The organism is Streptococcus sp. CL5.50 (genome assembly GCF_049738015.1).
Lineage (GTDB): Bacteria > Bacillota > Bacilli > Lactobacillales > Streptococcaceae > Streptococcus > Streptococcus mitis_CA.
Window position 1 is genome coordinate 121,384 of record NZ_JBKOTR010000002.1, and the last position, 13,600, is coordinate 134,983.

Consider the following 13,600-nt stretch of genomic DNA (forward strand, 5'->3'; position numbering starts at 1 on the left):
TCGTTCTATACTATTTTATCACAAATAGCAGTAAAAGAGAGAAAAAAGACTTGATTCACCAAATCAAGTCGCTTATTATTCTAACCATTATGCTGTTTTCGTAAGTGAGAATAAAGTCTAAGAATCACTGTTCCGCTAGCCATTCCAATGGAAATCACCAAAGCAAGCATAACAACCAAGGTAGCACTGGCAATGGCGTGACTATAATCCCCTGTCACAAAAAAGGCAGTTGTTCGATAAGAAAGATAACCCGGAACCAGAGGTGCCAAGATGGCCAAGATAAAGACCACAGCAGGTGTCTTATAAAGAATACTTAAAATCTGGCTGACACAAGAACCTATAATGGCTGCAATAAAAGTAGCCACAATTACATTGGTCGGTTCCTTGAGCAAGAGATAAATTAGCCAGACAGCCATGCCCAAAATCCCTCCAGGTAAGAGCATAGAGCGTTGAACATTGAGTACGATTAAAAAAGTGATAATAGCAAGAAGACTTGCCACTGCTTGTAATAAAAAGGTTGTTAGTGTCATATTAGTTCATCAATACCAAGGCGACAGAAGTTCCTGCCCCTAAAGCAAGGGTAATGAGCAGGGATTCAAACATCTTACTCATACCAGAGTTTATGTGGTTAGTCATAATATCCCGAACCGCATTGGTCAAGGCAATTCCTGGTACAAAAGGCATGACCGCACCAGCTATAATCAAATCTGCCGTTGAAGGAAAACCTGTGTAGCGAGCCCAAAACTGGGCAATCATCCCAAAGACAAAGGCTCCAGCAAAGGCCGTCACAAAGGGAATTCGGATAAACTTCTCCACATAGAGGGAAAAGGCAAAACCAAATAAGGTAGCCACTCCTGCCCCAAGTGCGTCGTAGATATTTCCACTAAACATAATTGAAAAGAAAGGAGCACTAAAGGTCGCAGCCAGAGTTACCTGCAACTTAGTATAAGGAAGGGGTTGGGCTTGCAAAGCCTTCAATTGCTTAAAGGCTGTTTCTAAATCAATCTGCCCCCCTACCAACTGACGAGAAATTTGGTTCACATCGCAGACTTTTTCAATGTTATAAGAAGAGGACGTCACGCGCTTCATACGCGAAATATTGGTATTTTCAATGGAGAAAAAGATAGCGGCAGGCATGGCAAGAACATTGCAATCCACAATCCCCTGCGAATGCGCAATACGGATCATGGTATCTTCTACACGATGAATCTCTGAGCCACTTTTGAGAAGAATGGTTCCAGCTAACATAATCACATCGATGACGGCATTTAATTCTCTTGATTCTTCCATGCGTTCCTCCTTTTATCAACTCCTTCTATTCTATCACAAATCTGGAGTCAAAAAAAATCTTTGCCATGAAATCATGACAAAGATTCGTTTAATTACGTGAATTTTCGTGGCTTCCCTCACTACTTGATTGATTAGTAGAATGAGTATCTCCTCGTTGATTTCCTTGCTGGTTCCCCTGACTTGGTGTTGTAGTAGAACCTTGGTTTCCACGTTGGGCTGGTGCTGATGATGATGTTGACGGCGGTGTTTTTGGTTTGTAAATTGAAATCTTGATGCGTGTCTTATTCAAATCTACCTTTTCACCTGCTCTTGGACTCTGTTCAACGACGGTACCTTCAGCAGTTCCGGAAGGAGCTGTGGTAACTTCTACAACTTCAATGTTAGCTTCTTTTATACCAACAATTTGGATGAGGTTATTTTTCGTAAATTCAAGACTGGAACCTGTATAACTTGGCATGACAACACTTGTTACTTTCTTAGCAATAGTTAAAGTAATTGTTGAGGCCTTACTCAAATCATAAGTTGTTCCAGCAGATGGGCTCTGTCTAAGAACTGTTCCTTCTTCACTCTCGCTTGATTCTTCTTCCTCTATCTTGATGAGATTTTCAGGTACCTTCTTCTGCTTGAGTTCTGCGATAACATCGGTCGATTTACGGCCGATATAATTGCTCAATTGGAAAGATTGCTTGCCTGATGAGACAACCAAATTGATTTTCGTTCCTTCTTTTCGACCAGTTCCAGCGTCAGGATCTGTACGGATAATCCGCCCTTCTTCCACCTTTTCACTAGCCTCTGATTTCTCCTCGCCAATCTCAAAATTGGCTTTCTTGAGCGTTTCCTTGGCTTCCGCAACTGTCTGGCCTGCCACATCTGGAATGGGAATGGTTGCAGGAGTTCTGGATAGTATCCAAATAAGAGAAGCTGCCACCAATACAATGCTGGCCAACAAAATCATATAGCGAACTCTAAATTTCCGTTTCTTAACAGGCTTGGTTGCGTAATTGTCCTCTGAAGCCTGCTGACTCGGCTTCGCAGTCTGTGGCTTTGGACTTTGTGTTTGCACCTTAGGAATCGAAGTCAAGGTACTTTGTGGAACTTTAGGAAGAGTCTTGGTGTCAGCCTTAGTGGTATCATTAAACACCAATTTAGGCTCATTGCGACGATTATAAGACAAACTACTAGACAAGTCCACATACATCTCTGCAACTGACTGATAACGATCTGTCAATTTCTTGGCAGTTGCCTTGATAACAACATTCTCTAAAGCCTGAGGCACAGATGGATTCTCAGCTATAACCGATGGCAATGGTTTCTGGAAATGCTGGAGGGCGATGGTCACTGCACTATCCCCATCGTAAGGGATATGTCCTGTCAACATCTCATAAAAGATGATCCCCATGGCATAGATATCACTCTGTACAGTCGCTTTAGAACCACGCGCCTGCTCTGGTGACAAGTAATGAACCGAGCCCAGCATAGAGTTGGTCTGAGTCAGACTCGTCTCAGCAAAGGCTACCGCAATCCCAAAATCTGTGACTTTGGCAGTCCCATCTGGTGTCAAGAGGATATTTTGAGGTTTCAAATCACGGTGAACAATGCCTCTAGTATGAGCTAAGCGCATAGCCAAGAGGATTTGTCCCATGATTCGGACCGCTTCTTCATTTGAAAGAGGATGGTGTTCCTTGATATAGCGTTTGAGGTCAAGTCCTGCTACGTACTCCATAGCTAAGTACTGTTGACCGTCTTCCTCACCAATATCTGTAATCCGAACGATATGAGGATGGTCCAGATCTGCCATGGCTCTCGCTTCACGCTGAAAACGAGCCACTGCAATGGGATCTGTTTGGTAGTTGGTCCTTAGGACCTTTACTGCCACTTCTTCCCCGTCTAGAATCAAATCCTTGGCCAAGTATACATCTGCCATGCCTCCTCGACCAATTTGTTTGATAATCCGATACCGCCCGGCAAAAATCTTGCCGATTTGGATCATTCTTCATCCTCCTCGTTCATAGAAACAAGGGCAACCGTAATATTGTCTAAACCTCCTGCATTGTTAGCAAAACGCACGAGCGTCGCTGTTTTATCTGCCAAAGGAATATCACTGGTTACAATATCACAAATCTCACTGCCTGAAATCATGTTGGTTAATCCATCGCTATTAAGTAGGAGATAATCTCCTGTCGCAAGGGTAATCATTCCAAAATCAGGCTGAATTTCGTCTTTTTGACCAATTGACTGGGTAATAATATTTTTCTGTGGGTGGCTAGCTGCTTCTTCAGGTGTCAATTGACCAGCCTTGAGCAATTCATTGACCAAAGAATGGTCGCTTGTTAACTGGTGGTATTCTTCTCCACGAATTAAACCGATACGAGAATCCCCAATGTGGGCATAGATAGCCTGATTGCCAATAATAGCAACAGCCTCGAGAGTTGTTCCCATTCCTTTATAGGCTTCATTTTGTCCCAATTGGTTAATCTTTTGATTTTCAATCTCAAGGTTGTTAGCAAACCATTCACGTACTTCATTAACCGTATCGATTTGAGTATCTACCCAAGCTACACCTAGGTCTGTTACCGCCATCTCACTAGCGATATTCCCCGCACGATGACCTCCCATACCATCAGCTAGGATAATCATGGTACGTCCAGCTCTATTGACATAGTGGTTGACATAGTCTTGGTTATTTGTTCGTTTCTGACCAACATCTGTTAATAATGAAATTTCCATGTGTTAGTTCCTTCCTAATCCGATATCTTGCGAAATTGACTGATGAAGAATCCATCACTTCCATACAATTCAGGGGTAATGAGGATACAGCCATCTTTCATAATATCCTTACATTCATGTTCTAGTGTTACCTGCTCAAATTCAGGATGACTTTCTAAAAATGCCTGTACGACTTGAAAGTTCTCCTCTGAGACAATAGTACAGGTACTATAAGTTATTATACCACCTTTGCGTAGTGTTTGACAAACACTACCTAATATTTCTAGCTGAATTTCCTGCAAGGAAGCGAAATCTGCCGTTTCTTTATTGTATTTGATGTCTGGTTTGCGTCGCAGAAGACCAATTCCTGAACAGGGAGCATCCACCAAAATCTTATCAAATGAATCCTGACCAAAAAACTCATGCACCTTTCTGGCATCTAATTTTTGCCTTTGAATCCGATCTGCAACCCCTAGACGTTGGGCGTTTTCTTGGATTAAATCCAACTTGTGATCGTACAAGTCCAAAGCCGTAACCTGACCTGTCGTTAGATAAGAGGCTATATGGGCTGTTTTTCCACCCGGAGCCGCACAGGCATCTAGAACCTGCTCATCACCTTGTAAATCAAGAGTGGGAGCAACCAGCTGACTGGACTCGTCTTGGATAGTAATAGCTCCCTCTGAAAATAGGTCATATCCCGCAAAATGGCCTTGCTCCTTAACCAGACCAGAAACAGACAAAGGTGAAGCACTAGCCTCCAACAAGACTTGGATTTCCTCTTTTCGACTTAAATCAGTCACTCGGATACTGGCCTTGTTTCGCACCAAAAGACTTTCAAAAATAGCTTGCGCTCGCTCTTCTCCGTATTCTTCCTTAAGTTTAGACACGAGCCAAACTGGGAGAGAATAGGTAATAGAATCACGCTTGTTTTTTCGTTTGATGCTAGTAATATCTGGCCAGCCTTCACGCAAGATACGGCGTAAGACAGCGTTGACCAATTTTTCACTGCCTTTTTTACGGACTTTGGCCAATTCTACTGCTTCATTGACCACAGCATGATCTGGAATCTTGTCCAAATAGCGGAGCTGGTAGGCACTCATGAGAAGAAGGACGTAGAGCCAGCTGTCTAACTGATCTCTGTCTTCAATAAAGTGGGACAAGTACCATTCCAGAGTCAGTTTACGGGCTACTGTTCCATAGACCAGCTCGGTCGCCAAGCCCTTGTCTGCTACAGAGAGCTGACTTCCCTTGAGATGCTTATTTAAGGCGATATTTGAGTATGCTTGATTGATAAAAACATCCTCTAATACTGCTAGGGATAAACTTCTAGCCGTTTCTACTTTAGTCACCAAATCGTTCTCCTACAGTCAATGTACGTCCAACTCCGTTGAGGAAGGAAGCAATGTCCATCTTAGGCTTACCAGCTGGCTGCACTTGTTTGAGAGACAAAGCTCCTTCAGCTGTTGCGACAATCAATTCTTTCTTGCCGATAGAAAGAATCTCACCTGGATTTCCCTGACCTTCCACTAGTAGTGCTTCATAAATCTTAAAGCGGTCGCCCTTAAGGAAAGTATGGGCAACAGGCCACGGATTCATTCCACGGATTTGGTTAAAGAGTTGACGATTGCTTTTATTCCAATCCAACTTTTCTTCCTCGGGTTTGATATTTGGCGAGAAAGTAACCTGACTTGGATCCTGCGGTTCAGGTTTGATATCGCCAGCAATATAGGCAGGCAAAGTGTCCAAAAGCAAATCACGACCAACTAGCGCCAATTTCTCAAACAAGGTGCCGACATTGTCCTCATCCGTGATAGGAATACTGCAACGAGAAATCATATCTCCTGCATCCATTTCCTTAACCATTTCCATAATGGTCACACCAGCTTCCTCATCCCCTTGAATCAAGGCATAATGGATAGGCGCACCACCACGATGTTTAGGAAGAAGAGAAGCGTGAACGTTGACAGCAAAGTCCATGCTATCAAGGAGTTTACTTGGGAGAAACTGGCCAAAAGCAGCAGTCACAATTCCATCTGCTCCTAACTGCATAATAGCTTCCATCTCTGGACTTCCAGATAATTTTTCAGGTTGGTAGATAGGAAGTCCTGCCTCTTTGGCAGCCTGCTTGACTGGGGTTTCTTGGATCACTTTTTTACGACCAACAGCACGGTCTGGCTGGGTCACAACGGCTAGAATTTCGTAACGGTCATCTGTCAAAAGTCCTTTTAAAACTGTTGCTGAAAAGTCGGGTGTCCCCATAAAGATTAATTTTGTCATATCTTCTCCTTCTTATAAAAATTGCTGCGGCTCATGGTCAATGCTGAGACGGAGCTCACTATTTTCCCGTTCTTGAGTCAAGGCCAAGACCTGGTTGAGGGTCGGACTTAGCTCATCTTCTAAACGGTATTTAATCAAAATCTGGTAATGATAGAGGTTGTGGGTACGAGCAATCGGTTTTGGCGTCGGCCCAAGGATGTCACTGGTTTCAGACAAACCTGACCGCAAAATATTCATGACTTCATAGGCACGTTTGACCACCTCTTCTTCCTTCTTGTGAGAAAGGGTAATTCCAATGGTGAAATAGTAAGGTGGATAACCAAGTTGTCGTCTAATTCCCATTTCATAGGCATAAAAGCCTTCGTAGTCCTGATCCTTGGCAAATCGAATAGCATAGTGCTGCGGATTGTAAGACTGAATCAAGACCTGACCAGCTTTTTCAGCACGACCTGCACGGCCTGCCACCTGAGTCAAGAGCTGGAAGGTTCTCTCAGAAGAACGGAAATCAGGCAGATTCAAGGCTGTATCGGCATTTAGAACTCCGACCAAAGTCACATTGGGAAAATCCAATCCCTTGGCAATCATCTGAGTACCTAGTAAAATATCTGCTTCTCCTCGTCCAAACTGGTCAAGAAGAGCTTGGTGACTACCTTTCTTACGAGTCGTGTCCACATCCATCCGCAAAATACGGGCTTGCGGAAAGAGTTCTGCCAGCTCGTCATAAGCCTTCTGTGTCCCCGTCCCATAGTAACGAATACTGCGACTCTTACAGTTGGGGCAAACGTGAGGAATATCCTTCGAAAAACCACAATAATGGCAGTTCATGGTCTTGGTATCCATATGCAAGGTCAAGGAAATGTCACAGTTAGGACAAGTATCCACCGTCCCACACTCCCGACACATAACAAAGCTAGAATAACCACGGCGATTGAGCATAAGAACCACCTGCTCTTTTTTAGCCAGACGGTCCTGAATAGCTTCTAACAAAGGTGGCGTAAAGTTTGATGTCTCGTTTTGTCCGATATAGTCTCGAAAGTCAATCACTTGAACCTTGGGAATAGTAGCCAAAGGATTAGCTCGTTGGGTCAGACGTAAATGTTGATAGACGCCTTTTCCAGCCCGAGCACGGCTTTCCAGACTAGGAGTTGCCGAACCAAGTACCAGGGCAGCTTGATTGTACTGGGCCCTCAAAACAGCTACATCCCTTGCATGGTAACGGGGATTACTGTCCTGCTTATAAGTCGCTTCATGCTCTTCATCGATAATCATGACACCTAGATTTTTCAGCGGAGCAAAGATAGCCGATCTGGCGCCAACCACAACTTGGGCATCTCCTCGTTCCACCTTGCGCCATTCGTCGTACTTTTCACCATTGGACAGGCCTGAATGAAGAATGGCCACCTTGTCTCCAAAACGAGCGATAAAACGCTCCGTCATTTGTGGAGTCAAGGAAATCTCAGGCACCAGCAAAATAGCTGTCTTGCCCTTGTCCAAAGCCCCTTGGATAATCTGCAAGTAAACCTCGGTCTTCCCACTTCCTGTAATCCCTTGAAGGAGGAAGGGAGGCTGATGACTGCCAATCGCACTCACAACCGCATCACGCGCCTGTCTTTGCTCTGGATTCAACTCCAAAGGCTGACTTGCCTCAATGCCTTCAAAATAAGCAGCCGAGCGTTTCACTTCCTTTTGGACTATGGTCACAGCACCTTGTTCCACAAAGAAGTTGACTTGCTCCCGCGAATAGAACTCTAGCAAACTAGCCAAGGAAGCACTCTCAGGATGAGAAAGCAAATAGTCTCTCAGTTCTAACTTTTTCTTGGCGCGTGTAGAAATCTCTACACTTTCTAATTGAGCAAGATTCACCTCATACCAAGACTGGGTCTTGACCTTCTTTTGATCAATTGCCTGATATTCCAGACCAAGCAGGCCTTTTCTAGTCAAACGCATCATTTCAGCTTGCTTACCTAAATCCAGAGAAGAAAAGGCAAGCGAATCTTCTGAACCAAACAAGCGTTTTTTGTCTGCCTGACTCAGACCTGCCAGAGGATAGAGAATCTTGTCATAGCTGGAGTTCAGAAATCCCGGTAACATAGCCTTGAGGATGGAGATTTTATAGGAGAAGACGGACTTGCGGAGCTCTTCAGCTAGCCAGAGTTGTTCTTGCGTGAGAACAGGAGAAAAATCCAGCACCTCAGCAATATCTTTTAAATCTTTCTCCATATCTTCCTCATCTGATTGAGACTCCAAACCAAGAACAATCCCTTGAATCAGACGATTGCCCTTACCAAAAGGCACATGAACCCGCATCCCAACTTCCAGCATTCCCTCAAATTCCTCCGGAATCCTATAACTATAGGGTTGGTCCGTCTGCATCAAGGGTACATCTACGATAATCTTAGCTATGGCCATCTTCTCACCTCCTCCTTGTCAGTACATTCTTGCAATAGAAAAAATAAGATTGAGTCCCCCCAACCTTAAATTTTTTCACCATCTTCTTTTTCTTTAGCGATTTGCTCTTTGATTTTCTTTTCTTCTTCTTCTTTACGACGTTTTTCTTCTTCGATACGGCGACGCACTGCTTCACGTTTTCCTTCTGGATCTGGGTGAATTGTAACGTTTCCTGATTCGATTTCTTCTAAAGCGCGAAGAGTTGATTTTTCAGATTTGAAACCTTGAGTTGCTGGCGCACCTGCTTCCAATTCGTGGGCACGTTTTGCTTCCAAGATTACGAGTGAATATTTTGATGGAACCTTGTCGAGCAAGGTATCAATAGAGGGTTTTAACATCATTTGCTTGTACCTATTTTCTAAATTTTATCGAGTAGTTGGAGATTTTGGTAACATCTCCTGATAGTGACCAATGACACGATCCACACGGAAGTGTTCTGCTTCGATCACACGTTTGACACGCTCAGCAGCTAGGGGCACCTGATCGTTGACAATCGCATAATCATACTCACGCATGAGAGCAATTTCTTCCTTGGCCTTTTCGATTCGTTGGGCAATCACTTCTGCACTGTCTGTTCCACGTCCTACCAAACGATCTTGCAATTCATCCAAATCTGGTGGTGTCAGGAAGATAAAGACAGCATCTGGAACCTTTTTCTTGACCTGAAGAGCACCCTGAACTTCAATTTCAAGGAAAACATCAATTCCCTTGTCCAAGGTTTCATTGACATAGGTCAGGGGAGTTCCATAGTAGTTGCCGACATATTCTGCGTATTCCAACATCTGTCCTTGACGAATCAGCTCTTCAAACTCTTCTCGAGTACGGAAGAAATAGTCAACACCGTCCACTTCTCCAGGACGTTGTGCGCGTGTCGTCATCGATACAGAGTATTGAAATTGGTTTTCAGAACTCTCAAAAATCTCTCTCCTAACCGTTCCTTTTCCAACTCCTGAAGGACCAGAAAAAACGATTAGTAAGCCTCGGTCTGCCATTGTGTCTCCTTTTAGTCAGTCTGTGAAATAACATTTCTCTAGAATAATGACAAAAAGCCAGATTATCCTTTACAGTCTTTCTATCTAGTGTAACAAAAAAGCAGTAATTTTTCAACTGCTCTTTCTTATTTATTTAGCATAATCTACTGCACGAAGCTCGCGAATCACGGTTACCTTGATATTTCCTGGGTAATCGAGATTGTTTTCAATTTTCTCACGAACTTTGTGAGCCAAGATTGTGACTTTGTCGTCCTTGATTTGTCCTGGATTGACCATGATGCGGATTTCACGTCCTGCTTGAAGGGCAAAGCTAGTTTGTACCCCTTCAAAGCCATTCGCAATTTCTTCCAAATCATGAAGACGCTTGATGTAGCTTTCAAGAGACTCACTACGAGCACCTGGACGGGCTGCACTCAAAGCATCTGCCGCAGCAACGATCACTGCAATGACACTTTCTGCTTCGACATCACCGTGGTGGCTAGCAATCGTATTCACCACAACTGGATGTTCCTTGTACTTACGAGCCAATTCCATACCGATTTCAACGTGGCTACCCTCAACCTCGCGGTCAATAGCTTTCCCGATATCGTGAAGGAATCCGGCACGACGGGCAAGAGCCGCGTTTTCACCAAGCTCACTAGCCATGATACCAGCCAACTTAGCAACCTCAATCGAATGGCGCAAGACATTTTGTCCATAAGAAGTACGGAACTGCAAGCGACCCATGATTTTCATCAAGTCTGGATGAAGGTTTGGCGCACCAATCTCATAGGCAGCTGCCTCACCATATTCACGAATCTTATTGTCAATCTCTTGACGGTTTTTCTCAACCAACTCTTCGATGCGAGCTGGATGAATACGACCATCCTTGAGCAACATTTCCATAGTCATACGGGCAATTTCGCGACGAATCGGATCAAATCCTGACAAGGTCACCACTTCTGGTGTATCGTCGATAATCACATCGACCCCTGTCAAACTTTCAAAGGTACGAATGTTACGACCTTCACGACCAATAATGCGTCCCTTCATAGTATCGTCTGGTAGATGAACCGTTGAGTTTGTTGACTCCGCTACATATTCACCAGCGATACGTTGCATGGCTTGAACTAGGATATCCTTAGCCATTTTGTCAGAACGTTCCTTGACCTCTTGCTCAGCTTCGCGAATGCGACTGGCAATCTCCTTGGTCAAGTTCTCCTCTGTCTGAGACAGGATAATATCTCGTGCTTCTGCCTGAGACAGGGCACCAATACGCTCTAGTTCTGCTTCTTTTTGTCTTTCGACTTCCTCTAATTGCTCTTCACGCGCATCAAGGTTTTTCGCTCTATCAGAAATACTTTGTTCTTTTTGTTCAAGTGTTTGTTCTTTACTCGTCAAATTGTCGTCCTTACGGTCGAGGCTAGTAGCTCTCTCTGTCAAACGACTTTCGATTTGTTTGAGTTCTTGACGTTCTGATTTGAATTCAGCGTCCACTTCTTCACGGTATTTTCTGGCTTCTTCTTTGGCCTCCAATAGTGCTTCTTTTTTAAGAGACTTGCTTTCACGTTTGGCTTCATTAACAAGTAAATCCGCTTCACGTTCAGCTTGTCCACGTAAATTAGTTGCTTCTTGTTCAGCATTTAAAAGCATCAACTCTGCAGCTTCCTGAGATGATTTCATCTTAGCTGAGATGCTGACATATCCAATGACTAAACCAATGATGACGGCAAAAACAGCAATTGCAAGCGACATGATTTCCATGTTTTTACCTCATTTTATTGTTATTCCGAATGACATACATTCTTTTACATTCTACCATAAAAAAGTGATTTTCACAAACCTAAAATAGAATCTGTTTTGGGGAAATTGGAGTTTAAACACCTATAATTTATTAGTACAATCTCTATTTCTTAGAAATCCTAGTTTTAGTAGAGATTTGAGAAAAAGCCTACCTTTCAGTAGACTTAGTTTGTTTCTATTCTAATCGGCACTCTGCCAAAATTCTGCTCTGCTATACTTGGATTTCCAAGTTGATAAATCTGGTCTGCCTTTTGGGTCATAGCATCCCAAGGTTCTTTGCCAATTCTGCTGACTAGACTGACCTGACCTTTCAAAGACTTGAGATGTTGCCTGCCTTTTTCAGTAAAACCAAGAACATGGATGGCTTCTGGCAAGTCACTTTCTCTAGCTTGCACCAAGATATAGTTCAATAGGCGTCTGACACGCGCCTTGGTGTAGCGTTTGGTGGAAACCACCTCAACCAAGTCTTTCAGAGATTGGGCTGTTTTAATAGCCTCTTTAATGCGCACAGCCATTTCTTGATTGACCTGATAGATAGTGGTTAGGTCTGGATTGGACAAGATTTGATAGCGAAGCAAGGGAAAATAGTCTTCCCAACTCACCTTATTAGCCTGCTCAAAGAGAGCAACAGATGGCATAAAGCGTTCTAGGAAATCTTGGTCCTTCTGGTGCTGACGAAGAGCTGTCGCCGAGGCAAAGTCCACATTTTTATCCACAGAATTGTAACCAGCCCCCTGACGCTGAATCGGATGCAACTTGATGTTTCGTCCTGCAACCGCCTTGGCATAGGCCAGAGCAAGAACATGATTTGGCGTATTGCCAGAAAAATCAAGACCTGCAAATTCCTTCCACATGGCCTGGGTTTTCTGGGGATAAGAGAGAGAATCAGGCAGATTTTCCACAAAACTCTCCATCTCAGCACCTCGCTCTGTGTATAAGTCAGCAATTTTCTGATAATCGATAACTTCCTCCGTCCCAAATGCTAGCCTATCAATACCCAACCGAGCCAAGATATCCACAGCTCCTTGGCCGAAGAAATCCGCAGCCTGAACACTGACTAAAAAGGGCAATTCCACTACCAGATCCGCTCCATTTTCCAGCGCCATCTGGGCCCGTGTCGACTTGTCTACGATAGCAGGCTCTCCACGCTGCATGAAATTCCCAGACATGGCTACGATTTTCAATCCCTCAGCCTGCTCCAGCAGGTATTTGTGCCCATTATGAAAAGGATTGAACTCCGCGATAATACCTGTGATGGTCATGATGTTCTCCTACTTCTGCGCGACAAAAAACCAACGGGTGCTAGTTTCTGTTGGCTCCTTGTCTTCAAAGTCGGCATAGAGTTTGAAGGACTTGAAACCAGCCTGTTCCAGCAAGATATCATAGGTCAAGACTTCGTATGTACGCTCCTCATGCACTTCATCGTGGCGACTAAAGGAACCATCCGCTTCCTTGATAAAGAAGGTCAACTCATGCACGATGGAGTGAGGCGCCGCATCCTCGTAAGTATCCCAAAGCATGGCAAAATCTTCCGCATTTTCATGGTAGGAATAGCCTGGAAAAACTTCATCTGTCTGATAGGTCGAATGCACATCAAAGATAAAAACGCCGTCTTCGTTAAGGGCATTATACACTTCCTTAAAGACGTCCCCTACTTCCACCTCATCCTGCATGTAGCAGATAGAGTCCGAATAACAAGTGACAAAGTCGTATTGACCTACCTTGGACAAATCCAGCATATTGCCTTCAATAAAATCAATCTTTTGCTTGTCTGAAGTAGCTCTCTTCTCAGCAATCTTCAACATATCCGCGCTCAAGTCAAGTCCAGTCACATCAAAACCAGCTTGAAAAAAGCGCACAGACTGGATGCCTGTCCCACAAGCCAATTCCAAAAGCTTCTTTCTATCCTTTGTCTTAGGCAAATGACGCAAAGAAAAATCCGTCCATTTATCATATAAACTATCATCCATCACAGCATCGTAAACAGCCGCAAAGGTTTCATAAGTTGCCATAATCATGATACCAAGAGCCTCCATGGCAAACACCACTCGCTCTTTACCTTTCCATCAATTTTCTAAAATAAGCAAAGAAAACCAGTTGACTAC

12 protein-coding genes are annotated in these 13,600 nt (G+C 43.8%); all 12 read right to left on the bottom strand.

Going from position 1 to position 13,600, the window contains the following annotated elements; all coding sequences use genetic code 11:
* Positions 1-80: 80 nt before the first annotated feature.
* The 12 genes from ACLNCV_RS02000 to ACLNCV_RS02055 all read right to left on the bottom strand — a co-directional run bounded on the left by ACLNCV_RS02000 (position 81) and on the right by ACLNCV_RS02055 (position 13,507).
* Complete coding sequence (locus ACLNCV_RS02000; protein WP_020901615.1) at positions 81-530, bottom strand: threonine/serine exporter family protein; 450 nt, start codon at positions 528-530, stop codon at positions 81-83.
* Between the two features lies 1 nt (position 531).
* Positions 532-1,290 (bottom strand): threonine/serine exporter family protein, encoded by a 759-nt coding sequence (locus ACLNCV_RS02005; RefSeq protein WP_020903004.1) that lies wholly within the window; start codon positions 1,288-1,290, stop codon positions 532-534.
* An 88-nt stretch (positions 1,291-1,378) separates the two neighbouring features.
* Complete coding sequence (pknB, locus tag ACLNCV_RS02010; RefSeq protein WP_261126367.1) at positions 1,379-3,280, bottom strand: Stk1 family PASTA domain-containing Ser/Thr kinase; 1,902 nt, start codon at positions 3,278-3,280, stop codon at positions 1,379-1,381.
* Entirely contained in the window at positions 3,277-4,017 is a 741-nt protein-coding gene (locus tag ACLNCV_RS02015) for a Stp1/IreP family PP2C-type Ser/Thr phosphatase (RefSeq protein WP_261126365.1), read from the bottom strand. The genes pknB and ACLNCV_RS02015 overlap by 4 nt, the downstream gene beginning before the upstream one ends.
* A 14-nt stretch (positions 4,018-4,031) precedes the next feature.
* A complete protein-coding gene (gene rsmB, locus ACLNCV_RS02020) occupies positions 4,032-5,345 on the bottom strand; it encodes a 16S rRNA (cytosine(967)-C(5))-methyltransferase RsmB (RefSeq protein ID WP_261126363.1) in 1,314 nt (437 codons plus the stop codon).
* The gene (gene fmt, locus ACLNCV_RS02025) at positions 5,338-6,273 is read right to left on the bottom strand and encodes a methionyl-tRNA formyltransferase (RefSeq protein ID WP_000163677.1); all 936 of its coding nucleotides are present in this window, start codon (positions 6,271-6,273) and stop codon (positions 5,338-5,340) included. The genes rsmB and fmt overlap by 8 nt, the downstream gene beginning before the upstream one ends.
* 12 nt (positions 6,274-6,285) lie before the next feature.
* Positions 6,286-8,682, bottom strand: a complete 2,397-nt coding sequence (locus ACLNCV_RS02030; RefSeq protein ID WP_261029120.1) for a primosomal protein N' — start codon at positions 8,680-8,682, stop codon at positions 6,286-6,288.
* Positions 8,683-8,747: 65 nt separating this feature from the next.
* Positions 8,748-9,062 (bottom strand): DNA-directed RNA polymerase subunit omega, encoded by a 315-nt coding sequence (gene rpoZ, locus ACLNCV_RS02035; RefSeq protein WP_000979235.1) that lies wholly within the window; start codon positions 9,060-9,062, stop codon positions 8,748-8,750.
* A 24-nt stretch (positions 9,063-9,086) separates the two neighbouring features.
* A complete protein-coding gene (gene gmk / locus ACLNCV_RS02040; RefSeq protein ID WP_000775041.1) occupies positions 9,087-9,713 on the bottom strand; it encodes a guanylate kinase in 627 nt (208 codons plus the stop codon).
* Between the two features lie 129 nt (positions 9,714-9,842).
* On the bottom strand, positions 9,843-11,456 hold the full coding sequence (locus tag ACLNCV_RS02045) for a ribonuclease Y (RefSeq protein ID WP_261015806.1): 1,614 nt from the start codon (positions 11,454-11,456) through the stop codon (positions 9,843-9,845).
* Between the two features lie 203 nt (positions 11,457-11,659).
* Positions 11,660-12,757 carry a nucleotidyltransferase gene (locus ACLNCV_RS02050; protein WP_261126362.1) on the bottom strand — a complete coding sequence of 366 codons (1,098 nt, stop codon included), beginning with the start codon at positions 12,755-12,757 and terminating at the stop codon, positions 11,660-11,662.
* 9 nt (positions 12,758-12,766) lie between these two features.
* Positions 12,767-13,507, bottom strand: coding sequence for a class I SAM-dependent DNA methyltransferase (locus tag ACLNCV_RS02055; RefSeq protein WP_424844826.1), 741 nt, complete (start codon positions 13,505-13,507; stop codon positions 12,767-12,769).
* Positions 13,508-13,600: the final 93 nt, after the last annotated feature.